Annotated in this window: 18 protein-coding genes and 1 pseudogene; 11 read left to right on the plus strand and 8 right to left on the minus strand. The window is 60.5% G+C overall.

All coding sequences use genetic code 11. The annotated features are described in order from the left end of the window. Positions 1–303 precede the first annotated feature (303 nt). From ntrC to glnA, 4 genes are all read right to left on the minus strand, one after another. Positions 304–1,740 (minus strand): nitrogen regulation protein NR(I), encoded by a 1,437-nt coding sequence (gene ntrC / locus ACXX83_RS26260; RefSeq protein WP_015093087.1) that lies wholly within the window; start codon positions 1,738–1,740, stop codon positions 304–306. Beyond that, positions 1,737–2,822 carry a nitrogen regulation protein NR(II) gene (glnL, locus tag ACXX83_RS26265; RefSeq protein WP_015093088.1) on the minus strand — a complete coding sequence of 362 codons (1,086 nt, stop codon included), beginning with the start codon at positions 2,820–2,822 and terminating at the stop codon, positions 1,737–1,739. The genes ntrC and glnL overlap by 4 nt, the downstream gene beginning before the upstream one ends. 307 nt (positions 2,823–3,129) lie before the next feature. Then, on the minus strand, positions 3,130–3,645 hold the full coding sequence (locus ACXX83_RS26270; RefSeq protein ID WP_015093089.1) for a DUF4124 domain-containing protein: 516 nt from the start codon (positions 3,643–3,645) through the stop codon (positions 3,130–3,132). 312 nt (positions 3,646–3,957) lie between these two features. After that, complete coding sequence (glnA, locus tag ACXX83_RS26275; protein ID WP_007970634.1) at positions 3,958–5,364, minus strand: glutamate--ammonia ligase; 1,407 nt, start codon at positions 5,362–5,364, stop codon at positions 3,958–3,960. A gap of 328 nt (positions 5,365–5,692) precedes the next feature. Here glnA and thiI point away from each other — a divergent pair, with 328 nt between their 5' ends. Together thiI and typA are read left to right on the plus strand one after the other, a co-directional pair. Next, the gene (thiI, locus tag ACXX83_RS26280; RefSeq protein WP_126048719.1) at positions 5,693–7,147 is read left to right on the plus strand and encodes a tRNA uracil 4-sulfurtransferase ThiI; all 1,455 of its coding nucleotides are present in this window, start codon (positions 5,693–5,695) and stop codon (positions 7,145–7,147) included. A 139-nt stretch (positions 7,148–7,286) separates the two neighbouring features. Then, positions 7,287–9,107, plus strand: a complete 1,821-nt coding sequence (gene typA / locus ACXX83_RS26285) for a translational GTPase TypA (protein ID WP_007970631.1) — start codon at positions 7,287–7,289, stop codon at positions 9,105–9,107. 218 nt (positions 9,108–9,325) lie between these two features. On the opposite strand, the gene ACXX83_RS26290 is transcribed toward typA, so the two are convergent. After that, positions 9,326–9,763, minus strand: coding sequence for a YkgJ family cysteine cluster protein (locus tag ACXX83_RS26290; RefSeq protein WP_007970630.1), 438 nt, complete (start codon positions 9,761–9,763; stop codon positions 9,326–9,328). Positions 9,764–10,018: 255 nt separating this feature from the next. On the opposite strand from ACXX83_RS26290, the gene ACXX83_RS26295 reads away from it, so the two are divergent. The 5 genes from ACXX83_RS26295 (at position 10,019) to ACXX83_RS26315 (ending at position 19,091) form a co-directional block, all read left to right on the plus strand. After that, a complete protein-coding gene (locus ACXX83_RS26295; RefSeq protein WP_015093091.1) occupies positions 10,019–12,469 on the plus strand; it encodes a glycogen/starch/alpha-glucan phosphorylase in 2,451 nt (816 codons plus the stop codon). A gap of 156 nt (positions 12,470–12,625) precedes the next feature. Beyond that, complete coding sequence (locus ACXX83_RS26300; protein ID WP_458550003.1) at positions 12,626–15,829, plus strand: DUF2339 domain-containing protein; 3,204 nt, start codon at positions 12,626–12,628, stop codon at positions 15,827–15,829. Continuing rightward, positions 15,826–17,199, plus strand: coding sequence for a DUF3999 domain-containing protein (locus ACXX83_RS26305; protein WP_458550004.1), 1,374 nt, complete (start codon positions 15,826–15,828; stop codon positions 17,197–17,199). Before ACXX83_RS26300 ends, ACXX83_RS26305 begins: the two co-directional genes overlap by 4 nt. 275 nt (positions 17,200–17,474) lie before the next feature. Next, positions 17,475–18,485 carry a class 1 fructose-bisphosphatase gene (locus ACXX83_RS26310; RefSeq protein ID WP_015093094.1) on the plus strand — a complete coding sequence of 337 codons (1,011 nt, stop codon included), beginning with the start codon at positions 17,475–17,477 and terminating at the stop codon, positions 18,483–18,485. Between the two features lie 3 nt (positions 18,486–18,488). Further along, positions 18,489–19,091 carry a DUF924 family protein gene (locus ACXX83_RS26315; RefSeq protein ID WP_458550005.1) on the plus strand — a complete coding sequence of 201 codons (603 nt, stop codon included), beginning with the start codon at positions 18,489–18,491 and terminating at the stop codon, positions 19,089–19,091. Positions 19,092–19,224: 133 nt separating this feature from the next. Here ACXX83_RS26315 and ACXX83_RS26320 read toward each other — a convergent pair whose 3' ends face one another. Beyond that, positions 19,225–19,989, minus strand: a complete 765-nt coding sequence (locus tag ACXX83_RS26320; protein WP_412071740.1) for a methyl-accepting chemotaxis protein — start codon at positions 19,987–19,989, stop codon at positions 19,225–19,227. Between the two features lie 93 nt (positions 19,990–20,082). After that, positions 20,083–21,117, minus strand: a pseudogene (locus tag ACXX83_RS26325) (HAMP domain-containing protein); the annotation flags it as partial. Positions 21,118–21,402: 285 nt separating this feature from the next. Between ACXX83_RS26325 and ACXX83_RS26330 the strand changes: the two are divergent. Both ACXX83_RS26330 and ACXX83_RS26335 read left to right on the plus strand, forming a co-directional pair. Beyond that, entirely contained in the window at positions 21,403–21,657 is a 255-nt protein-coding gene (locus tag ACXX83_RS26330; RefSeq protein ID WP_007975531.1) for a hypothetical protein, read from the plus strand. 30 nt (positions 21,658–21,687) lie between these two features. Further along, entirely contained in the window at positions 21,688–22,257 is a 570-nt protein-coding gene (locus tag ACXX83_RS26335; RefSeq protein ID WP_015093096.1) for a lipocalin family protein, read from the plus strand. A 122-nt stretch (positions 22,258–22,379) separates the two neighbouring features. Here the strand turns inward: ACXX83_RS26335 and ACXX83_RS26340 are convergent, their stop codons facing one another. Then, the gene (locus ACXX83_RS26340; RefSeq protein WP_458550006.1) at positions 22,380–23,744 is read right to left on the minus strand and encodes a formimidoylglutamate deiminase; all 1,365 of its coding nucleotides are present in this window, start codon (positions 23,742–23,744) and stop codon (positions 22,380–22,382) included. A 146-nt stretch (positions 23,745–23,890) separates the two neighbouring features. Here ACXX83_RS26340 and hutC point away from each other — a divergent pair, with 146 nt between their 5' ends. Together hutC and ACXX83_RS26350 are read left to right on the plus strand one after the other, a co-directional pair. Continuing rightward, positions 23,891–24,601: a histidine utilization transcriptional repressor HutC gene (hutC, locus tag ACXX83_RS26345; RefSeq protein WP_162135916.1), complete on the plus strand. Its 711-nt coding sequence runs from the start codon at positions 23,891–23,893 to the stop codon at positions 24,599–24,601. 10 nt (positions 24,602–24,611) lie between these two features. Further along, positions 24,612–25,184 carry a HutD/Ves family protein gene (locus tag ACXX83_RS26350; protein WP_458550007.1) on the plus strand — a complete coding sequence of 191 codons (573 nt, stop codon included), beginning with the start codon at positions 24,612–24,614 and terminating at the stop codon, positions 25,182–25,184. The last annotated feature ends 2 nt before the right edge of the window (positions 25,185–25,186 follow it).

A 25,186-nucleotide genomic window follows, 5' to 3' on the forward strand; every position in this document is an offset into this window, starting at 1 on the left:
GCGTGCCAGTTTTCACAAAGAGAAACAAAAAAGCCGGTTTGAAACGCTGAAAGCCCCGAGATTCGGGGCTTTCGTGTTTTTTCGAAAGGGATTCGATTGCGAAAGCAGATGGGGATTCGAAGCTGTTTTTGTGCGCGATTGCGGTTCACAGTGCATTCAGGCGGTGCACGCAGCTTTGAATGTGGGAGCGGGCTTGCTCGCGAAAGCGGTGTAACAGTCAACAATGATGTTGAATGTTATGGCCCCTTCGCGAGCAAGCCCGCTCCCACAGGATCGTGTGTTCAGTGAGTAATCAGTCATTACTCAGGCTTCGTCGCCCTCATCATCATCCCCACCATCCACCTTCATCCCCAACTCCTTGATCTTGCGCGTCAGGGTGTTACGCCCCCAACCCAGCAAAACGGCGGCATCGCGGCGGCGACCGGCGGTGTGTTTGAGGGCGGTCTCGATCATGATCCGCTCGAAGGCCGGCACAGCGCTGTCGAGCAGGCTCGATTGACCACGGGCCAGCGCCTGGTCTGCCCATTGGCGCAGGGCTTGCTCCCAGTTGGTGACCGGTGCCGAATCCTGCGGCAGGCTCAGCAACTCCGGCGGCAGGTCGCCGATGTGCACTTCGCGACCCGAAGCCATCACCGTGATCCAGCGACAGGTGTTCTCCAGTTGGCGCACGTTGCCCGGCCACGGCAGGTTCTTGAGGTATTCCTCGGTTTCGTTTTTCAGCAGCTTGGGCTCGACTGCCAGCTCCTGGGCTGCGCGGCTGAGGAAGTGCTTGGCCAGGGTCGGGATGTCTTCGCGACGATCCGACAGGCGCGGGATATGGATGCGGATCACGTTGAGGCGATGGAACAAGTCCTCACGGAATTTCCCGGCATGCACCAGGGTTTCCAGGTTCTGGTGAGTCGCGGCGATGATGCGCACATCGACCTTCACTGGTACATGACCGCCGACGCGGTAAAACTCGCCATCGGCCAGCACCCGCAGCAAGCGGGTCTGGGTGTCGGCGGGCATGTCACCGATTTCATCGAGGAACAGCGTGCCGCCGTCCGCCTGTTCAAAACGCCCGCGACGCAGGTTGGCCGCGCCCGTGAACGCGCCTTTCTCGTGGCCGAACAGTTCGGATTCCATCAGGTCTTTGGGGATCGCCGCCATGTTCAGCGCGATGAACGGCGAAGCGGCGCGCGGGCTGTGACGGTGCAGGGCGTGGGCCACCAACTCTTTACCGGTACCGGATTCGCCATTGATCAGCACGGTGATGTTGGAATGGCTCAAGCGGCCGATGGCGCGGAACACCTCCTGCATCGCCGGCGCCTCGCCGATGATTTCCGGGGTGCGGGTCAATGTCGGGACGACTTCCAGGCCTTGCTGCTCCTGGGCGTGCTGGTTGGCGCGCTTGACCAGGGAAACCGCTTCGTCGACATCGAACGGTTTGGGCAGGTATTCGAAGGCGCCGCCCTGATAGGACGCGACAGCGCTGTCCAGATCGGAATGAGCGGTCATGATGATGACCGGCAGCCGTGGATGCTGCTCACGAATCCGCGCCAGGAGGTCCAGGCCACTCGCGCCGGGCATGCGGATGTCGGAAATGATCACGTCCGGTTGCTGGCGTGCCAGGCGGCTCATCACGCCATCGGCGCTGTCGAAGCTTTGCGTGGTCATGCCTTCCTGTTGCAAGGCTTTTTCCAGGACCCAACGGATAGAACGGTCGTCATCGACGATCCACACGGTTTCACTACGGCTCATGTCGATGTGGCTCCTTGTTCCAGTGGCAGAAAGATCGAGAAAGTGGTGTGGCCGGGGTGGCTGTCACATTCGATCAGGCCCTGGTGCTGGCTGATGATGTTCTGGGTAATGGCCAGGCCGAGCCCGGTACCGTCCGGGCGACCGCTGACCATGGGAAAGAAGATGGTTTCCTGAAGCTCCGCAGGGATGCCGGGGCCGTTGTCGATGATCTCGATCTTGGTCACCAGGCGATGGCGCACATGGCCGATGGTGAACTGGCGCATGGTGCGGGTGCGCAGGCTGATTCGGCCCAGGCGCAGCTCGTTCTGGCTGCTGATGGCCTGCATTGCGTTGCGCACGATGTTCAGTACGGCCTGAATCATCTGTTCGCGGTCGATCAAAACGTCGGGAATGCTAGGGTCGTAGTCGCGCACCAGCGTGATGCAACCCTGGCTTTCGGCTTCCACCAGATGGCAGACGCGCTCCAGCACTTCGTGGACATTGCACAGGGCCAGTGACGGCAGCTTGTTGGAGCCGAGCATGCGATCGACCAGGTTACGCAGGCGGTCGGCTTCTTCGATGATGACGTTGGTGTAGTCGCGCAGGCTTTCTTCCGGCAGTTCCCGGGCCAGCAATTGCGCTGCGCCACGAATCCCGCCCAAGGGGTTCTTGATTTCATGGGCAAGCCCGCGCACCAGCATCTTGCTGGTCTCCTGTTTGGAAAGCTGTGCTTCTTCCTTGGTGATCCGCAGCAAGCGGTCGCGAGGGTGGACCTCAAGCAGCAGCATCGTGTCGCCATTGCTCAGAATCGGCGTTACCGCGTAGTCGACGGTCAGGGTCTGGCCGGTGAGGGCGGTCAGCATGGCTTCGCGCTTGGTGAACGGGTGGGCCTGTTCGACAGCCTGGCGCAAGGAGTTCAGCGCTTCGGTCGATTCGGTAAACAACTCGCTGATGAACTGTCCATGGCTGCGCTGGCCGCTGATGGCCAGCAGCATCTCCGCCGCCGGGTTCATGTACTCGAGGCGCAGTTCGGCATCGAGCAGAATGGTGGCGGTGGTGAGGTTGTCGAGTAGCAAACGGTGGAGTGCGTCGCTAATGGTCATCGGGACCTCTTTTGGGGCGGAACAAGCGCAAAAAACAAACGTTGGTAATTAGAAGTAGCAAAAAGTAAACCAAGGCTCCGAAAAGAAGCGCCAAAGGCCTGAAACGGGCGTTTGACGCTCGCTTGCGTGGCGCTCTGCCAGCTTTCGCGGGTAATTTCGAACCAAAATGGGTTGGAATCTGAGTGCGGTGCAAGCAGTTGCACCAATATAGTGCGCAAATCTGAATGAGGTTGGAAAAGTCGCAGTAATGGGGTTTTTCGTGCCGATATGAGCAGTGCAATGCAGCCGGCAATCAGCAGCCAGGCCTTCAGCGCGTGTGCACTCGTTGCAAGGTGAAGGTTGCGGTGGGGCTCTGCTGCACAACGTTTTCGCCATCGATCACTTGCACGGCGAGGCGATGCTCGCCGCGATCGATATTCACCAGTTGCAGGATCGGCACATTGACTGGCTGGCCGTAGGGCTGGCCGTCCAGCAGCAGGCGCATCCGGTGGGAGCCTTGCAGGCGCGGCTTGATCAGTACGTTTATCGTGAAGGTGCCATTGTTGGCGCGCAGAGCTTCGGTATTGGGCAGGCCGGTCAGCTCCAGCACCTCATAGGGCTTTTGGGGTTGCTCATTTCGGGTGGCTTCAGCAACAGGCGCGGCTTCGCCGGGAGTCTGGCGCTCAATGCTGTTGAGGGGCGGCAGGTGGACCGGTTGGACGCTGACGCCGTCAGGCGGTTGATTGCTGTACGCAGTGGCGCCGTTGGCGTCTGTGTATTTGTAGATCTGCGCCATGGCGGGCAGGGCGATCAGCAGCAGGATGAACAGAAAACCACGACCCATGGAATCTACCGGAAGCGAAAGCGTTGGGTTGCAGCATAGGTCAGGCCGGGCGGTTATCCCAAGCCGTTAACATCTGGGCATGATTTGCCGAGGCCGCCTGAACACAGAAAACCCCTTGTGGGAGCGGCGGTGCGACGATTCGACTTGCTCGCGAAAGCGGTCTGTCTGATAAGCAGATGTGGAGTGTACTGACGTCTTCGCGGGCAAGCCCGCTCCCACAGGGTTCTTCGCAGGCCGCTAAATCGTGGGCAATAAAAAGGCCTCCCGAAGGAGGCCTCTTTTTGTCACGCCGCGTGCCGCAGCGCTACCGGATCAGCAGCTGTAGTACAGCTCGTATTCCAGTGGGTGTACGAAGGTACGTACCTTGATTTCTTCTTCGCTTTTCAGGGCGATGTAAGCGTCGATGAAGTCGTCGCTGAAAACGCCGCCTTTGGTCAGGAATGCACGACCTTTGTCCAGCTCTTCCAGGGCTTCTTTCAGGCTGCCGCAAACTTGTGGAATCTCTTTCGCCTCTTCAGGCGGCAGGTCGTACAGGTTTTTGTCAGCAGCGTCGCCAGGGTGGATCTTGTTCTGGATGCCGTCCAGGCCAGCCATCAACAGTGCGGCGAAGCACAGGTACGGGTTGGCAGCCGGATCCGGGAAGCGGGCTTCGATACGGCGGGCTTTCGGGCTCGACACGTAAGGAATGCGGATCGAGGCGGAACGGTTGCGAGCCGAGTAGGCCAGCATCACTGGCGCTTCGAAGCCTGGAACCAGACGCTTGTAGGAGTTGGTCGCCGGGTTGGTGAAGCCGTTCAGGGCCTTACCGTGCTTGATGATGCCACCGATGAAGTACAGGGCGGTGTCCGACAGGCCGGCATAGCCTTCGCCTGCGAAGGTGTTCTTGCCATCTTTCCAGATGGACATGTGCACGTGCATGCCCGAGCCGTTGTCGCCGTACAGAGGCTTAGGCATGAAGGTCGCGGTGCGGCCGTAGGCATCGGCAACGTTGTGCACGACGTACTTCAGGGTTTGGGTTTCGTCGGCTTTCTTCACCAGGGTGTTGAACTTGACGCCGATTTCGTTCTGGCCGGCAGTTGCCACTTCGTGGTGGTGAACTTCGACGGTCAGGCCCATTTCCTCCAGTGCGTTGCACATGGAGGTACGGATTTCGTGGTCGTGGTCGAACGGTGGAACCGGGAAGTAGCCGCCTTTGACGCCTGGACGGTGGCCCTTGTTGCCGCCTTCGATGTCCTGGTCGGACATCCAGGAACCTTGTTCGGAGTAGATCTTGAACATGGAGCCGGAAATGTCGGACTTGAACTTCACCTGGTCAAAGATGAAGAACTCTGGCTCTGGACCTGCGAATACGGTGTCACCGATACCGGTGGCTTTCAGGTGCTCTTCGGCGCGCTTGGCGATCGCACGTGGGTCGCGGTCGTAGCCTTGCATGCTCGAAGGCTCGATGATGTCGCAGACCAGGATCAGGGTCGGTTCTTCGGTGAATGGATCCAGAACGGCGGTGGAGTCGTCCGGCATCAGGATCATGTCGGAGGCTTCGATGCCTTTCCAGCCAGCGATGGAGGAACCGTCGAACATTTTGCCGACTTCGAAGAAGTCGTCATCCAGCGCATCGCGAGCCGGCATGGTCACGTGGTGCTGAGTGCCTTTGGTGTCCGTGAAGCGCAGATCAATCCATTTGACGTCATGATCTTTGATGAGTTGAACCGACTTCGACATAGTGTCCTCCGGGTGGCTTCGGGCTAGTAGTGGATGCCCTTAAATGTGGGTGATGCCGGCGCGAATACTCTGCCAAGGCAACCTGCCTCACAAGGGAGCAAATTGCATGCCAGTGCCCCAGCATGGGTTTTTTGCCCCAAAAGCACGCTTATCAGCCATTAATGCGCTTTAAAGCCGAAAATACCGCCCCGTAATGTGGCGTCAAAATGAATAAATGACCCGTTTTGGTGCGTGCAAAACCTTCTGCACATTAACTGGTTAAACCTTGAGCAATTTCCGCTATAATCCGCGCCCCCCTTTTTCGGCAGGCCCTGTGCGCGCTGTTTCCATGAAATTAATCGTAAAAGTCTTCCCCGAGATCACCATCAAGAGCCGCCCGGTACGGATGCGTTTCATCCGCCAATTGGCCAAGAACATCCGTGCCGTGCTCCGCGATCTGGACCCGGCTGTGGTGGTGAACGGCGTGTGGGACAACCTCGAGCTGGAAACCCGCGTCAGCGATCCCAAGGCCCTGAAGGAGATGGGCGAGCGCCTGAGCTGCATGCCGGGCGTCGCGCACTTCCTGCAAATCGACGAGTACCCGCTGGGTGATTTCGACGACATCGTTGAAAAGTGCAAGCAGCACTACGGTGATGCACTGGCCGGCAAGATTTTTTCGGTGCGTTGCAAGCGTGCCGGCAAGCACCCGTTCAGCTCGATCGATATCGAGAAATATGTCGGCAGCCAGTTGCGCCGTCAGTGTGGTGCCGCCGGGATCGACCTGAAAAAGCCTGAAATCGAAGTCCGCATCGAAGTTCGCGACCAACGGTTGTTCGTGATCCACAGCCAGCACAACGGCATCGGCGGATATCCGCTGGGCGCCCTGGAGCAGACGCTGGTGCTGATGTCCGGCGGCTTCGATTCCACCGTGGCGGCCTACCAGATCATGCGCCGCGGCCTGATGGCGCATTTCTGCTTCTTCAACCTGGGCGGACGTGCCCACGAACTGGGCGTCATGGAAGTCGCGCATTTCATCTGGAAGAAGTACGGCAGCTCGCAACGCGTGCTATTTGTCAGTGTGCCGTTCGAGGAAGTGCTGGGCGAAATTCTCGGCAAAGTCGATAACAGTCATATGGGCGTAGTATTGAAGCGTATGATGTTGCGCGCTTCGTCCCAAATTGCCGATCGACTGCACATCGAAGCCCTCGTCACCGGTGAGGCGATCTCCCAGGTGTCGAGCCAGACGCTGCCGAACCTGTCTGTGATCGATTGCGTGACCGACAAACTGGTCTTGCGCCCGCTGATCGCCAGCCACAAGCAGGACATCATCGACACGGCCAACGAGATCGGCACCGCCGATTTCGCCCGGCACATGCCGGAGTACTGCGGCGTCATTTCGGTCAATCCGAAGACGGCCGCCAAGCGCTACCGTGTCGAGCACGAAGAGAAAGAATTCGATATGGCGGTGCTCGAGCGTGCGCTCGAAAACGCCAAGCTGGTGCCGATCGATCGCGTGATCGACGAATTGGGCCAGGACTTGCAGATTGAAGAAGTCAGCGAAGCGCTGGCCGGTCAGATCGTCATCGACATCCGTCACCCGGATGCCGCTGAAGATGACCCGCTGGAGCTTGCTGGCATCGAGGTACAAACGATGCCGTTTTATGCAGTGAACGCTCGTTTCAAGGAACTGGACCCTACTCGCCAGTACCTGCTGTATTGCGACAAAGGCGTGATGAGTCGCCTGCATGCCCACCATTTGCTCAGTGAGGGGCATGCCAATGTGCGCGTTTATCGACCGAGCTAAGTGCCCGGGGCTGTTTGCCTGTGGCCTGCGTCACCGGCCCCCCGACGCCACCGTCAAGCTGTAACGGCTTTCACGGACGCTACTGTTAATCGCTGCCAAGACTTGTCAGCACACCGAATCCTCTGATCGAGATACACAAGTGATCGAAAATCTACGCAACATCGCCATCATTGCCCACGTTGACCATGGTAAAACCACCCTGGTAGACAAACTCCTGCGTCAATCCGGCACCCTGGAGCGCAACGAGCTCAACGACGAGCGCGTGATGGACTCCAACGACCAGGAAAAAGAGCGCGGTATTACCATTCTGGCGAAAAACACCGCCATCAACTGGAACGGCTACCACATCAACATCGTGGACACCCCGGGCCACGCCGACTTCGGCGGCGAAGTTGAACGCGTAATGTCGATGGTCGACTCCGTTCTGCTGCTGGTTGATGCTCAAGACGGCCCTATGCCGCAAACCCGTTTCGTGACCAAGAAGGCTTTCGAAGCCGGCCTGCGTCCGATCGTGTGCATCAACAAGGTTGACCGTCCAGGCGCGCGTCCGGACTGGGTTCTGGACCAGATCTTCGACCTGTTCGACAACCTGGGTGCCACCGAAGAACAGCTGGACTTCAAAGTCGTCTACGCCTCGGCCCTGAACGGTATTGCCGGTCTGGACCACACCGAAATGGCTGAAGACATGACCCCGCTGTACCAGTCGATCGTCGACAACGTACCTGCGCCGAAAGTCGACCGTGACGGTCCGTTCCAGATGCAGATCTCCGCACTGGACTACAACAGCTTCCTGGGTGTTATCGGCGTTGGCCGTATCGCTCGCGGTCGCGTCAAGCCGAACACCCCGGTTGTGGCTATCGGCGCCGACGGCAAGAAGCGTAACGGTCGTATCCTGAAGCTGATGGGTCACCACGGTCTGCACCGTGTAGACGTTGAAGAAGCTGCTGCAGGCGACATCGTGTGCATCAGCGGTATGGACTCGCTGTTCATCTCCGACACCCTGTGCCACCCGGACACCGTTGAAGCGATGAAGCCGTTGACCGTTGACGAGCCAACCGTTTCCATGACCTTCCAGGTAAACGACTCGCCATTCTGCGGTAAAGAAGGCAAGTTCGTGACTTCCCGTAACATCAAGGAACGTCTGGACAAAGAGCTGCTGTACAACGTTGCACTGCGCGTTGAAGAAGGCGACTCGGCTGACAAGTTCAAGGTTTCCGGCCGTGGCGAACTGCACCTCTCGGTACTGATCGAAACCATGCGTCGCGAAGGCTTCGAAATGGCTGTAGGCCGTCCGGAAGTGATCATCCGTCTGGTTGACGGCGTGAAGCACGAACCGTTCGAAAACGTCACCATCGACCTGCCGGAAGAATCCCAGGGCAAGGTGATGGAAGAGATGGGCCTGCGTAAGGGCGACCTGACCAACATGGTGCCGGATGGCAAGGGCCGTGTGCGTCTGGAATACAACATCCCTGCTCGTGGTCTGATCGGTTTCCGTAACCAGTTCCTGACCCTGACCAACGGCGCTGGCATCCTGACCTCGATCTTCGACCGTTACGACGTGATGAAGTCCGGCGACATGTCCGGCCGTCAGAACGGCGTTCTGGTTTCGGTTGAAACCGGCAAGGCACTGACCTACTCCCTGGAAACCCTGCAGGCGCGTGGCAAGCTGTTCGTTGAACACGGTCAGGAAATCTACAACGGTCAGATCGTTGGTCTGAACAGCCGTGACAACGACCTGGGCGTCAACCCTACCAAGGGCAAGAAGCTCGACAACATGCGTGCTTCGGGCAAAGACGAAACCATCGCTCTGGTTCCACCTGTTCGCTTCACCCTGGAACAGGCTCTGGAATTCATCCAGGACGACGAGCTGTGTGAAGTGACTCCTAAGTCCATCCGTCTTCGCAAGAAGATCCTGGACGAAAGCGAGCGTACCCGCGCTGCCAAGAAAGCCAAGGCATAAGATTTAGCCCCGGCTGAACGAAAACGCCCCCGGTCGAAAGGCCGGGGGCGTTTTTGTTTGTCTGGGATTTGTGTGGTGTTTGTCAGGGCCCCTTCGCGGGCAAGCCCGCTCCCACAGGGTTCAAGGTGAGGCACACATTGTGTGAACACCGAAAATACCTGTGGGAGCGGGCTTGCTCGCGAAGGCGGCCAATCAGCCACCGAAAATTTCAGGAAATATCAGAACCGCTCGATACTGCGCGAATTCCGCTCGCGCTCCACTTCCTTCGGCTTGTACGCGCAATACCCTGGCCGCGGGCCGATTTTCGGGTGGTTGCGGCAAGTATCCGGGCGCTTATCATAAATAGTGCACAGACGGCTCTTACGATCCAGGTACAGGCAATCGTTGTTGCTCATGCGCTGGAGGGTAAAGATTCCCGACTTCTGGTTGAAGCGCTCGACCAGACCTTCCTTTTGCAGGCGTTTGGCGATGTTCTTCGGCGGATCGCCCAGCTCGAATTCGTCGACCACGCCGATGCGGATCAGGTCCTTGATCTTGACCTCGACGGGCAGGGTGCAGCAGCTGGACATGCACGAGCCGCACATCGGGGCAGAGTACTTGGCCCAGGTATCGAGGCGGTCGATCTCTGCGGCAGCGATCAGGTTCGGCTTCATCATCGTTTGTTACCAGCGTGTGCATCAGGGCGCGCGATCATACCGGGACTGGTGGATTTTTGAACAACCTTTCGCCAGATTTTTTCACTGCCGACCAATAAACCGCTAATCCGGCACGGCCCCTGCATTGAATCAGGTACTCGACAATGTATTGCCGACCCGATTCGCACTTACAGGAAAAACTGCCGAACCAGAGCCTGTACCGCCTGTCAGACCGTCTAGGCTCAGACAACTCCAAGCTCGCTCGAGGTCCTATCGATGACTCAAGAACCACTTGTTCGCGAAGCAGAGGTGGCCGCATTCCGCGACGCCGTCTTGACCAAACTCACTTATGCAGTGGGTAAAGACCCGGATCACGCCTTCGACCATGACTGGTTCGAAGCCATTGCCCTGGCCGCGCGGGATCACATGGTCGAGCACTGGATGGACCACACGCGGCAGATCTACCGCAAAGGTCAGAAGCGCGTTTATTACCTTTCCCTCGAATTCCTCATCGGCCGGCTGCTGTTCGACAGCCTGAGCAACCTCGGCCTGCTCGACGTGGCGCGCGAAGCCCTGACCGAGCTCGGCGTCGACCTTGAGCGCATCCGTCTGCTGGAGCCCGATGCGGCCCTGGGCAACGGCGGCCTCGGGCGTCTGGCGGCGTGTTTCCTGGAAAGCATGTCGACCCTCGGCATCGCCGGTCATGGCTATGGCATCCGCTATGAACACGGGTTGTTCCGCCAGGCGATTGTCGACGGCTGGCAGCAGGAGCAGACCGAACACTGGCTGGATTTCGGCAACCCGTGGGAGTTCGAGCGGCCGGAAGTGGTCTACACCATCGGTTTCGGCGGCGGTGTCGAGACCCTGACCGACGACACCGGCAAATCCCGGCAAGTATGGTCCCCGGCGGAAACCGTGCGGGCGATTGCCTACGACACGCCGGTGGTCGGCTGGCGCGGGGCGAGCGTCAACACGCTGCGCCTGTGGCGCGCCCGCGCCATGGAAGATCTGCACCTGGAGCGTTTCAACGCCGGCGATCACCTGGGCGCCGTGGCCGAAGTGGCCCGGGCCGAAAGCATCTCCCGGGTGCTGTACCCGGCGGACAGCACCGAGGCCGGCCAGGAGTTGCGCCTGCGCCAGGAGTATTTCTTCGTCGCCGCCTCGTTGCAGGATCTGCTGCGCCGCCATCGCAACATGCACACCTCGGTGCTGACCCTGGGCGATCACGCCTCGATCCAGCTCAACGACACTCACCCCTCGATTGCCGTGGCTGAACTCATGCGGCAACTGGTCGACGTCTATGACGTGGCGTGGGATGCGGCGTGGCAGGTCACCGTCGATACGCTCTCCTACACCAACCACACCTTGTTGCCCGAAGCGCTGGAAACCTGGCCGGTCGGCTTGATGGAGCGCATGTTGCCGCGGCACATGCAGATCATTTACCTGATCAACGCCCACCACATCGACTCCCTGCGGGCCAAAGGCATCCACGACTTCGACGTACTGCGCGCGGTGTCGCTGATCGAGGAAGACAACGGTCGTCGGGTGCGCATGGGCAACCTGGCGTTTCTCGGCTCCCACAGCGTCAACGGTGTGTCCGGGTTGCACACGCAACTGATGCGCAAGACGGTGTTCTCCGAGCTGCATAAGCTCTATCCGGAGCGGATCAACAACAAAACCAACGGCATCACCTTTCGTCGTTGGTTGTACCAGGCCAACCCCGAGCTAACCTCGATGCTGGTCGATGCCCTGGGGCCCGAGGTGCTGGACAACCCGGAAGAGCGGTTGCTCGCCCTCGAGCCGTTCGCCGAGAAAAACGCGTTCCGCAAGGCGTTCGCCGAGCAACGGCTGCACAGCAAGAAAGCCCTGGCATACCTGATTCATGAGCGGTTGGGCGTGGCGGTCAACCCGGCGGCGATGTTCGACGTGCAGGTCAAGCGTATCCACGAATACAAACGCCAGTTGCTCAACCTGATGCACACCGTGGCGTTGTACCAGGCGATACGCGCGGAACCTGAAATCGACTGGGTTCCACGGGTGAAAATATTCGCCGGCAAGGCCGCCGCGAGTTATCACCAGGCCAAACTGATCATCAAGCTGACCAACGACATTGCCCGGGTGGTGAACAACGACCCCACCGTGCGCGGCTTGCTCAAAGTGGTGTTCCTGCCCAACTACAACGTCAGCCTGGCGGAGAGCATCATTCCGGCGGCGGATTTGTCCGAGCAGATCTCCACCGCCGGTTTCGAAGCGTCAGGCACCAGCAACATGAAGTTCGGCCTGAACGGCGCGCTGACCATCGGCACCCTGGACGGGGCCAACGTGGAAATGTGCGATCGCATCGGTGCCGAGCACATGTTCATCTTCGGCCTCAGCGCGCAGCAGGTGGAGGCGCGCAAGCAGAACCATGAGTTCAGTGCCGTACCGGACATCGCCGCGTCCCATCGCCTGAACGATGTGCTGCAAGCGATTCGTGGCGGGGTGTTTTCGCCGGATGATCCGTCCCGTTACACCGGATTGATCGATTCGCTGGTGGACTACGACCGCTTCCTGGTCTGCGCCGACTTCGATTCCTACTGGCACGCGCAGATGCGCGTCGAAGCCCATTGGCACGATTCGAAGGAATGGTGGCGTTCAGCGGTGTTGAATACGGCGCGGATGGGCTGGTTCTCGTCGGACCGGACCATTCGCGAGTACGCCACGGAAATCTGGAAGGCGCTGGAGTAAGTCTTCAGGCAGGTGGATATACTGGCGCGCCGGAGAAGATCGCAGCCTTCGGCAGTTCCTACAGGAGTGGTGTAGGAGCTGCCGAAGGCTGCGATCTTTATGGATACGGCTGAGCTAATCTTTCCGGATTGGCTAATGCGCTTAGGGATATCGACCATGCAATGGATGTTCATGCTGATAGGGCTGGTGCTCGGCTGGATACTCGACGAGTCATTCAGCGATGCGCTGCTGGGCGCGTTACTCGGGTTGGGTATCGGCCAGGCCCTTCGCTTGGCTCGCATGGACTCGCAGGCCGTCGAACAGCAGCGTTTGCTGGAGCAGGCGCAGGTAGCCCTGCAAGCGGTCGAGCAACGGCTGGCGCTGCTCGAAGCATCGGGCGTCAAGACGCCGCAAACCGGCGAACCGCTTGTCTCACCTGAAACCTTCCTTGATGAAACCCCTGCCGTAGCCACGGAATTGATCTGGGAGCTGCCGCCCGAACTCGAGCCAATCCAGGCTGCGGCCAGCGAAATCAGGCGTCCGGCCACCGATGCCTGGAAGCCCGAGCCGACCGCTCGCGAAGCGCAATCGCCTGGCTCCCCGCGTGGCCCGAATCTCATCGACCGCGCCATAGGTCGCGCCCGCGCCTGGTTGTTCGGTGGCAATACCGTGTTGCGCGTCGGCGTGGTGCTGCTGTTCCTCGGCCTGGCCTTTCTGCTGCGCTATGCCACTGAAGGCGTGGTGGTGCCGGTTGAGTTGCGCTACGCAGGCGTGGCTGCCACAGCACTGGGGTTGCTCGGGCTGGGTTGGTGGTTGAGGGCCCGCAACAGCAGTTACGCATTGATCCTGCAGGGCGCCGGGATTGCCGTGCTGTACCTGACGGTGTTTGCCGCGATGCGCCTGCATCCGCTGCTCGATCCCTCGGCGGGGTTTGGCCTGCTGGTGGCGGTGACAGTCTGCTCGGCGATTCTCGCCATTGCCCAGGATTCCCTGGGGCTGGCCGCCGCGGCCGCACTGGGCGGATTCGCCGCGCCCATCCTGGCCTCCACCGGCGCCGGCAGCCATGCCGCGCTGTTCAGCTACTTTACCCTGCTCAACGCCGGTATCTTCGCCATCGCCTGGTTCAAGGCCTGGCGGCTGTTGAATGTCATCGGCTTTACCGGCACGTTCGGCATCGGATTCGCCTGGGGCCTGCGCTCCTACTCGCCGGAGCTGTTGTGGAGCACCGAGCCGTTTCTGATTTTGTTTTTCCTGATGTACCTGGCCATTGGTCTGCTGTTCGCCCGGCGCAGATTGATGGAGATGGGCGATACACCCGCAGACGGCAGTCGCGAAGCACTGCTGCGCTGGTCGGCGCGCAAGGGTGACTACGTCGACGGCACACTGCTGTTCGGCCCGCCACTGGTGGGTTTCGGCTTGCAGTTCGTGCTGGTGCAGCATCTGGAATTCGCTGCTGCATTCAGTGCCTTGGCACTGGGCATGATGTACATGGGGCTTGCCCGTTGGCTGATGGCCGGGCGCACGCTGTTGTTGGGAGAAACCTGCCTGGCCCTGGGCGTGATCTTCGCCAGCCTGGCGGTACCGCTGGGGCTCGATGCACGCTGGACGACGGCGGCATGGGCGGTGGAAGGCGCGGGGATCTTCTGGCTCGGTCTGCGCCAACAAAGGCCCTTGGGCCGGGCCTTTGCCTTGCTGCTGCAACTGGGGGCGGCGCTGGCGTTTCTCAGCGAGCTGCACGACAGCGAAAGCAGCCTGCTCGGCGGTGTACCGCTAGGGGCGCTGTTGCTGGGCGTCGCGTTGCTGTTCAGCTTCTACCAATTGCGTAAAGCCTTGCCGGAGCAGATCAGGCCATGGGAGCTCAAAGGCCTGCCGGTATTGGCTTGTCTCGGGCTGGCGTTTCTCTATTTGCTGGCTCCCTTGTTTTTCTTCAGCCACGGCACGGTGATCAGTTGGGCCTTGGCCGGGGCGCTCACGTTGTTTGTTGGCTTGTACCTGCAATCGCGCACGTTCGTGTTCGCCGCGCTCGCTGTGCAACTGTTGGGTGGCGCGCTGTTCCTGACGGCTGGGCCGCAGTTCAGTGACGGTCTGCAGCCCCTGGCCCATGGCGGGTTCTGGGCGCCGCTGCTGCTGGGGCTGGCCGCGATGGTCGGGGCCTGGCGTTTGCAGATCGGTCATTCGTTCACCGCGCTCAAAGGGCTGAGTCTGTTGCGATTGTCCCAGGCGTTGCTGGTGTGGGGCGCGGGTTGGTGGGCGCTGGCCTGGGTTATCGAAGTGCTGCATTTTGCGCCGCATTCGATGCAGGCGACCTTGTTGTTGGGCATCGCTGCCGTGAGTGTTGCGCTGTGGACGGTATTGGCGCTGCGCCTGAAATGGCCGTCACTGGGGGGGCTCGGCACGGTGCTGATACCCGCTGCGGCGCTGGTGCTGCTCGCGGCCTGGCACTCGCGTTATCAACCGGCGGCCAACTTTGGCTGGCTGGCGTGGGCCGCCGTGTTCGTCGTGCATTTCATGTCCCTGCGACGCCTGGCGCCCATGCTGCCAGCGCCCGTGCTGAGCGTCGCTCATGTGCTCGGCTGCTGGCTGTTGATGGGTGTGCTGGCGCTGGAACTGCGTTACGCCTTGCTGGTGTTGTCCGAGCAATACAACGCCTGGCGCTGGTTGGGCTGGGCGATTCTGCCAAGCCTGTATCTGGTGTTGATGGCAGCACCTCGCGCATGGCCTTGGCCGGTGTCGGCCTATTCTCGGGAATACCGCGTGTACGCCGCTGCGCCGCTGGCCTTGCTGATGCTCGGCTGGTTCTGGCTGGCGAATGTCGCCAGTGAGGGCAACGCCGAGCCACTGCCTTACGTGCCACTGATCAACCCGCTGGAGCTGGGCCTGTTGTTTGCGTTGTTCGGCGTCTACGTCTGGTCCCGCAGCGCCATGCCCCAACTGGCTGTCCACAAGGATTACGCCGCCATTGCCACGCAAGGGGTCGCAGGTGCCTCGCTGTTCGTGTTCTTTACGGCCTTGGTGATGCGCACGGCGCACCATTGGAGCGCGGTGCCGTTCGAGCTGGATCTGTTGCTGGAGTCGATGCGAGTACAAGCCGGCCTGTCCATTGTCTGGACCTTGATGGCCCTGAGCCTGATGATCGGCGGCCATTTGCGTCGCCGTCGTGAAGTCTGGCTGATCGGTGCGGCCTTGATTGGCGTGGTCGTGGCCAAGCTGTTTTTTGTCGAATTGAGCAATCGCGGCGGGCTGGCGCGAATCGTGTCGTTCATTGGTGTCGGCGTGTTGTTGCTGGTGGTGGGTTATTTCGCTCCGCTACCGCCCAAACGTGCCGAAGCCGTGCCGGATAGCGGCAAACCGGTCCCGGAATCACAAGGAGTGTCGTCTTGAGTCAGAAGCTGAACCTGGGTTGGCTGGGCATTGTTGCCATGGGTGTGGTGTTGTCGGCGGTTGCCCAGGAAAAACCGGCGGATTTCACCACCCAAGTGCCTTTGTCGGTAACGGGCGAAGGACCTTGGTATCGCCTTGAACTGCCCCTGAGCGTACAACTGAATGCACGGCAGGCTGACCTGAGCGATGTGCGTGTATTCAACGCCGTGGGTGAAGCTCAGGCTTATGCCTTGGCCCGGGAGTCGGCGCGGAGCGATGAAACGCGTACCTTGACCGAGGTGAAATGGTTTGCGCTGTACAACTCGGTGGACGCCACTGAAACCGCGCCGAGCGTGCGGGTGCAATCGAGCACCAACGGCACCTTGGTCGAGGTGCAGCCCTCCAGTCAGCTGGAGGCAGGTGAGGAGGAGTTGCGCGGCTGGTTGCTCGACGCGTCCGCTATCAAGGCGCCATTGCAGCAATTGATTCTCGACTGGACCAGCGAACGCGACGGCTTCCAGCGTTTCACCATCGAAGCCAGCGATGATCTGCAGCATTGGCAGTCCTGGGGCGAAGGGCAGGTGGCGCGCCTGACCTTTTCCGACGAGCGGGTCGAACAGCATGAGGTCAACCTGCCGGGCCAGTCGGCGCGCTACCTGCGGTTGCTGTGGATCACTCCGCATTCGGCGCCGACACTGACTTCGGCGCAACTGCAAAGCGCCAATACCCGCAGCCTGCCACTGCCGTTGGTCTGGTCCCAGGCATTGGCCGGCAGCAGCGTGAAGGCGGGTGAATACACCTGGCAGTTGCCGATGGGGCTTAATGTCGAGCGGGTGCAGGTCGAGTTGAGCCAGCCCAACAGCCTGGCGCCAGTGAGCCTGGCCGGCCGGCGCGACAGCAGCCTGCCATGGCAGTCGTTGGGCAGCGGTTTGCTCTATCGCCTGACGCAGAATGGTCAGGACGTGGTGCAAAACCAATTGCAGTTGTCTGGGCAAATCGTCCAGCAATTGAAACTGACCGTGGACGAACGCGGTGGTGGCCTGGGTGATCAGGCACCGACGCTGAAGTTTGCCATGCGCGCCACGCAACTGGTGTTTCTGGCACGTGGGCCGGGGCCTTACACGCTGGTGGTGGGGAACACGACAGCGAAGGCGGCGAACTTGCCGCTGTCGACGCTGATTCCGGATTACAGCCCGCAGAAGCTGGCGACCCTGGGCCGGGCCTTGGTGGATGTCGGGGCGGTGACTACGCCGCCGTCGGCAGGCGCCACGTCTGCGCCGGTCGACACCCACTGGAAGAAATTCGGTTTGTGGGCGGTGTTGTTGCTCTGCGTGGTGTTCCTGGTGGCGATGGCGTTCAGTCTGTTGCGCAAGCCTTCTGCCAAATCCTGAGAATGGCTGGCGCTACGCGCCATTCGCGAGCAAGCCCGCTCCCACAGGTACAGCGCCGTTCTTGTGGGAGCGGGCTTGCTCGCGAAAGCGGTCAGCCAGACACCCAAAATATTGAAACAAGCCACCCTTTCCAGGCTCACACCCCGCCCATTTCCATCTACGCTCAACCCCGCGCATGAACTCTCTTCGGCGGATCACGTCTGATAGGAGGAAATGCGCCCCGACTCGCGTTAAACTGCGCGGGTTTTTAGCCCCCCATTCCACCGGAGCCTTCCATGTCCCGCGTTACCTTGAGTCGCTATTTGATTGAGCAGACCCGCAGCAACAACACTCCTGCCGATCTGCGCTTCCTGATCGAAGTGGTGGCGCGTGCCTGCAAGGAGATCAACCACGCCGTGTCCAAAGGCGCCCTGGGTGGTGTACTGGGCAGCATGGGCACTGAAAACGTCCAGGGCGAAGTGCAGAAAAAGCTCGACGTGATCTCCAACGAAATCCTGCTCGAAGCCAACGAATGGGGCGGTCACCTGGCCGGCATGGCGTCCGAAGAAATGGACAACGCCTACCAGATCCCGGGCAAATACCCGAAAGGCGCGTACCTGCTGGTATTCGACCCGCTGGACGGTTCGTCGAACATCGACATCAACGCCCCGGTCGGCACCATCTTCTCGGTACTGCGTTGCCCGAACGAATACCTGAGCCAGAACGAACCTTTGAATGAAAAGGCCTTCCTGCAGCCAGGCACCCAGCAAGTAGCCGCCGGTTACGCGATCTACGGTCCGCAGACCATGCTGATCCTGACCCTGGGCGACGGCGTGAAAGGCTTCACCCTGGACCGTGAAATGGGCAGCTTCGTGCTGACCCACGAAAACATCACCATTCCTGAAGCCACCCAGGAATTTGCCATCAACGCGTCCAACCAGCGTCACTGGGAAGCACCGGTACAGCGCTACGTCGGCGAATTGCTGGCAGGCGATGAAGGCCCGCTGAAAAAGAACTACAACATGCGCTGGGTCGCCGCGATGGTGGCCGACGTGCACCGCATCCTGACCCGCGGCGGTCTGTTCATGTACCCACGTGACAGCCGCGAGCCGTCCAAGCCGGGCAAGCTGCGCCTGATGTACGAAGCCAACCCGATGTCGTTCCTGGTGGAGCAGGCGGGCGGCGCGTCCACCGATGGCCACCAGCGCATCCTCGACATCCAGCCGGAAGGCCTGCACCAGCGTGTGGCGGTGTTCCTCGGTTCGAAAGAAGAAGTGGCCCGCGTCACGGCTTACCACAAGGAATAAACCATGACCGCGCCCTGGCAGCCGTTGCTTGATTGGTGGTTCGCAAGTTCCGGATCAGCGAGCGAAGTGGCGGCGCAGAAGGGCAGGTTATGGTTCGGCAAGCGCGACAGCCAGGACCTCGAAGCGCGTGAGCGTTTCGGGGACTGGGTCGAGCAGGCACTGGCCGGCGGTTTGACCGAGTGGATGCAACGTCCCGAAGGTTGGCTGGCCCTGGTGCTGTTGCTCGATCAACTCCCGCGAATGATCTTTCGTGATTCTCCCAAGGCTTTTTCCGGTGACATCAGGGCTCAGGCACTGGTGGCGCAAGGCATTGCCGCGGATTTCGACCGGCAGTTGCAACCGATTCAGCGGGTGTTCATCTACCTGGTGTTCGAGCATAGCGAGAACCTGGCGGTGCAGAACGAAGGCGTCTCGCGCTATATCGAATTGGTGGCGCAGCAGCCGGAGAGCGATCGGGCACTGTTCAGCGATTATCTGGACTATGCCGAGCGGCATCAGCAAGTGATTGCGCAGTTTGGGCGGTTTCCGCACAGGAATGCAGTGTTGGGGCGCGAGAGTACGGCTGAGGAACTGGAGTTTCTGTCGAGGCCTGGGTCGAGGTTCTAGATCTTCATGGCGGCTGATGCCGCCTTCGCGGGCAAGCCCGCTCCCACAGTTGATTTGGTCGGACACAAAATTTGTGCCCGTCTTTGATCCCTGTGGGAGCGGGCTTGCTCGCGAAGGGGCCGGTGAGTGCGCCTTAGATCCTGAAGCTTCCCACTAGCTGCTTCAACCGCGCCGCCTGCTGCTCAAGATCGGCACACGCACGCAAGGTCGCCTGCAGGTTCTCCACGCCTTCCTGGTTCAGCGTGTTGATTTCGGTGATGTCGACGTTGATCGACTCCACCACGGCGGTCTGCTCTTCGGTCGCTGTCGCCACGGACTGGTTCATGCCGTCGATCTCGCCGATGCGCTGGGTCACGCTGCCCAGGCGTTCGCCGGCCTGGTTGGCGATGCCGACGCTGCTTTCGCTCTGGCGCTGGCTGTCGGTCATGATGCCCACCGCTGCGCGGGCGCCGACTTGCAGCTCTTCGATCATCGTCTGCACTTGCTGCGCTGAGTCCTGGGTGCGGTGAGCGAGGTTGCGTACCTCATCGGCCACCACGGCAAAACCGCGACCGGCCTCACCGGCGCGGGCCGCTTCGATGGCGGCATTGAGCGCCAGCAAGTTGGTCTGCTGGGAGATGCTGGTGATCACTTCCAGGATCTGCCCGATGTTGACCGTGTTGCTGTTGAGGGTTTCGATGTTGCCGCACGAGTCGCTGATCTTCGCCGACAACTGCTGCATCGCCGCGATGGTTTTATCCACCACCTGCTGGCCGTCTTCGGCCAGGCTGCGGGCATCGCTGGAGTGCTGCGAGGCGAGGGCGGCGTTCTGCGCGATTTCCTGCGCGGCGGCGCCGAGCTGGTTGATCGCCGCGGCCACGCTGCTGGTGCGCGAGGCTTGCTGGTCGGAGTTGAACATCGACGAGTTCGACGCGGCCACTACACGTAGCGCTACTTCGTTGACCTGCCCTGTGGCCGAGGCCACTTCGATGATCGAGGTGTGAATGCGTTCGACGAAGCGGTTGAACGACAGCCCCAGCGCGCCGAATTCGTCGTGGCCGTGAATGGTCAGGCGTTTGGTCAGGTCACCTTCGCCTTCGGCGATGTCGTGCATGGCGCGACCCATGGTCAGCAGCGGCTGCATCAGCAGGCTGATCAGCATACCCAGCAACGCGATGATGATCACTACGGCGATCACCATGGCGATGATCGCCGAGGTGCGGAATTCGCTGAGCATCGAGAACGCCGTTTCCTGGTCGAGCACCAGTGCCACGTACCAGTTCGCCGATGGCACGCCGTTGACGTGGGTGAAGGAGATGAACTGGCGCTTTCCGTCGATCTCGACTTCTTTCAGGCCCGGGCTGACTTTCGGCGTGTCGCTCGGATAGGCTTCGGCCAGGCTCTTGAGCACCAGCTTGCTGTCCGGGTGAATCAGGATCTTGCCGTCGGCACCGACGATGAACGCATGGCCGTGGCCGCCGAAGTTCAGCGAGTTGATGATCGCGCTGACGCTGGACAGATCGATGTCGGCGCCAGCGACGCCGATCATCTGACCCTGGTGCTGCACCGGGGTGGCCACGGTGATCACCAGTTTGCCGGAGGAGGCGGCGATGTAGGGTTCGGTGACGATGGTTTGTTGTGCGCTATTGGCCGCCTTGTACCAGCCGCGGGCGCGTGGGTCGTAGTCCGCCGCGCGGTTGCCGGCCGGGACCGAGAACATCACGCCATCGGCGCCACCGAAGTAGCTCAGCTGGAAGTTGCCGGTGTAGGCGGGCAGGTCGATGATCCGTTTCAGACTGGCGGGTGCATTGCCATCGGCGCTGACCTGTTGGGCCATCGACTGCAGCAATTGCATCCGACTTTCCAGCCAGGTCTGGATGTTGCTGGTGGTCAGGCTGCCGAGTTCCTGCATCGAGGCCTCGGTACTGTTGCGCAGGGTTTCGCGCTGGCGATAGTCGTTGAACAGGATGAAACAAGCGAATGCGACGGCCACCACGAGGGCGGCAGCCAGCAAGATCTTGTGGCTGAACTTCATGTTTCTGGTCATGGGATGAGCTACCGCAGAGGGGCTGTTCTACAAAATGGGGGAGCAAATGCCACCGACGTGGCATTGCGTTGCATTTATGTCGACTGAACGGCGCCAAAGATTAGGCGGATTTTCCTGAAAAACGACGAAATGCCCGGTGAACGAGGAAAGTGAATGATTTTCGGCAAAAGGCAGACGAATGGCCCGATAAATAGCCTGCCGGGCAGGGAACCAGACAGGGGTTTTCTCTTCTAAGCTTCAGCTTGGCAGCCATGCCAATCCCCTACGCCCCCCCGGAGTTTCACCATGTCGCTGCGTTCCATCGCCCTGCTTTCATTCTGCGTATTGCTCGCTGCCTGCAGCAAGGTCAATCAGGAAAACTACTCGAAGCTCTCGGCCGGCATGGCCAAGGCCGATGTGGAAACCCTGTTGGGCAAACCCGCCGATTGTTCAGGCGCGCTCGGCATGTCCAGTTGCACCTGGGGCGACAAGAACAGCTTTATCAGCGTGCAGTTCGCCGGTGACAAAGTGCTGATGTTTTCCGGCCAAGGCCTGAAGTAAACCGGGGCGATCGCCCACGGGAGAAAAATAATGAAGCGGTTATTGATCATCCTTTTTGCCGGCCTGGTGTTGGCTGGCTGTGCCACGTCTGGCCCGGACCCTTTGGCGCCCAAGACGGCCAACAGCGTCAACCTCAAGCGCTACCAGGGCACCTGGTACGAGCTGGCCCGTTTGCCGATGTACTTCCAGCGCGACTGTGCGCAATCCGAAGCCCATTACACGCTTAAACCCGACGGCAACGTCGCGGTATTGAACCGCTGCCTGACAGCGCAGTGGCAATGGGAAGAGGTCAAGGGCACGGCTTATCCGGAGGTGCCGGGCAAGAACGACAAGCTGAAGGTCGAGTTCGATACCTGGTTTTCCAGGCTGATCCCGGGTACGGCGAAGGGCGATTACTGGGTGCTGTACGTCAGCGATGACTACAAGACCGCCATCGTCGGTGACCCGAGCCGCAAGTATCTGTGGCTGTTGTCGCGCACGCCGACCGTGAATGGAGTGGTGCGCGAGGAGCTGCTGAGCAGGGCGCGTCAGCAGGGTTACGACACTACCCGGTTGATCTGGCGGGCGTCGGAACAGCAGATGGCCAAGACCTCGAACTAACCGTCAGCACATATCCAAATGTGGGAGCGGGCTTGCTCGCGAAGAGGGTGTCACATTCAACAGAGATGTTGACTGACAGTCCGCCTTCGCGAGCAAGCCCGCTCCCACATTTTTGTTTGATGTCAGCCCAGCAATTCGCGCAGGACCTGGGCGAAGGCGCGGCTGCTTTCTTCTTCATCAGCATGGCGCCCATCACGCACTACCCACTGGCCATTGACCAGCACATCCCGCACCTGACGATCGCCACCGGCAAACAGCCAGCGGTTGAGAATCCCGTCGCCGTTGGCTGTTGCCAGGTACGGATCGTTGCCGTCGAGCACCAGCCAGTCGGCGCGCTTGCCGACTTCCAGCGCGCCAATCGGCTGACCCAGTGCCTGGGCGCCGCCATCCAGCGCGGCATCAAACAGCGTGCGCCCGACCATCGGCTGCTCCGCGCCATACAGGCGATTTCGCCGCTGGTCGCGTAGACGCTGGCCGTATTCCAGCCAGCGCAATTCTTCCACCACGCTCAGTGATACATGGCTGTCGGAACCGATACCCATGCGGCCGCCCTGGGCGAGGAAGTCCACCGCCGGGAAGATCCCGTCGCCGAGGTTGGCTTCGGTGGTCAGGCACAGGCCGGCGATGGCGCGACTCTTGGCCATCGACGTGACTTCTTCCGGGTTGGCGTGGGTCGCGTGGACCAGGCACCAGCGTTGATCGACGTCGACGTTTTCGTACAGCCATTGCAGCGGACGACGGCCACTCCAGGTCAGGCAGTCGTCGACTTCTTTCTGCTGCTCGGCGATGTGGATATGCACCGGGCACTGCTTGTCGCTGGCTGCCAGCACTTCGCTGATCTGCTGCGGCGTGACCGCGCGCAGCGAGTGGAAACACAGGCCCAGGGCTTGCGCCGGTTGCTGCGCAAGGACCGGTTGCAGGCGCGACTGCAGCTTGAGGTAGTTTTCGGTGCTGTTGATGAAGCGGCGCTGGCCTTCGTTCGGGGACTGACCACCGAAACCTGCGTGGCTGTAGAGCACCGGCAACAGGGTCAAGCCGATGCCCGCGGAACCTGCTGCCTGGCTGATACGCAGGGCCAGTTCAGCCGGGTCGGCATAAGGTTGGCCGCTGAAGTCGTGGTGTACGTAATGAAATTCCGCGACCGAGGTGTAACCGGCCTTGAGCATTTCGATGTACAGCTGACGGGCGATGACGCCGAGTTGCTCCGGGCTGATTTTTCCGACGAGGCGATACATCAGGTCGCGCCAGGTCCAGAAACTGTCGTTCGGATTTCCCGCCACTTCCGCCAGCCCGGCCATGGCCCGCTGGAAGGCGTGGGAGTGCAGATTCGGCATGCCAGGCAGCAGCGGACCGCTCAACCGCTCGGCGCCATCTGCATGAGAATCGGCCTGGATATGGGTCAATACGCCATCGGCGCTGACCTCAAGACGTACATTGTTGGCCCATCCACTAGGCAGCAGCGCGCGTTCGGCAAAGAAGGCGGACATGGTTCAGCACCCCATCGTGTGTTATTTGTATATACATATACAGACGTTTGCCTGCCCGGTAAACTCCGGCAAGCTAGCAACCCTATCCAAACGACCAAGGATTAACCGTGCCGACTCCGCCTCCAGTCTCTCCGTTGGCCGCGAACATGGGCGACAGTCCGGCGCCCTTGTACGCCCGCGTCAAACAAATGATCACCCAGCAAATCGACAGTGGAAACTGGCCGCCGCACTACCGCGTTCCGTCGGAAAGTGAGCTGGTCAGCCAGTTGGGCTTCAGCCGCATGACCATCAACCGCGCGCTGCGCGAGATGACCGCCGATGGCCTGCTGGTGCGCATGCAAGGCGTCGGTACCTTCGTCGCCGAGCCGAAAAGCCAATCGGCCCTGTTCGAAGTGCACAACATCGCCGACGAAATCGCCTCCCGCGGTCATCGCCACACCTGCAAGGTCATCACCCTTGAAGAAGAGGCCGCCGGCTCCGAGCGCGCCCTTGCCCTGGACATGCGCGAAGGGCAGAAGGTGTTCCATTCACTGATCGTGCATTTCGAAAACGATATTCCGGTGCAGATCGAAGACCGTTTCGTCAACGCGCTGGTGGCGCCGGATTACCTCAAGCAGGACTTCACCCTGCAAACGCCCTATGCCTATTTGAACCAGGTCGCGCCGCTGACCGAAGGCGAGCACGTGGTCGAGGCGATCCTGGCCGAGCCGTCCGAATGCAAATTGCTACAGATTGAAAAAGGCGAGCCGTGCCTGCTGATCCGTCGCCGCACCTGGTCCGGTCGTCAGCCGGTGACCGCCGCTCGATTGATCCACCCTGGTTCCCGTCATCGTCTGGAAGGTCGGTTTCATAAATAGAGAGCCATGAATGAGTAGTCTGAAAGTTTTACGTGCGGTCGATTACCCGCGCATGCCGTGGAAAAACGGCGGCGGCAGCACCGAAGAAATCACCCGCGATGCTGGCACCGGCCTGGATGGCTTTGGCTGGCGCCTGTCGATTGCCGACATTGGCGAATCGGGCGGTTTTTCCACTTTTGCCGGTTATGAGCGAGTGATCACCGTTTTGCAGGGCGACGGCATGACCTTGACGGTGGATGGCCAGAACACACGGCCACTGTTACCGCTGGACCCGTTTGCCTTCAGTGGTGAAAGCAAGGTGACTTGCACATTGCTCGGTGGGCCGATTCGCGATTTCAACCTGATTTACGCGCCGCAGCGTTACAGCGCGCGGTTGCAGTGGTTGTCGGGCGAGCAGCGGTTTTTCAGTTCGGCGGGCACGGTGTTGGTGTTCAGCGTGAGTGAGCAGGTTGAGGTGTCGGTCGATAACAACGCCCGGCAATTGGGCCGTCATGATTGCCTGCAATTGGAGGCTGATGCCGGATTACTGGATGTCGCCATCAATGGGCTGTGCTGCGTGATCGAACTGACCTCGCGCGACTGATC

This window comes from Pseudomonas sp. GNP012 (genome assembly GCF_054343835.1).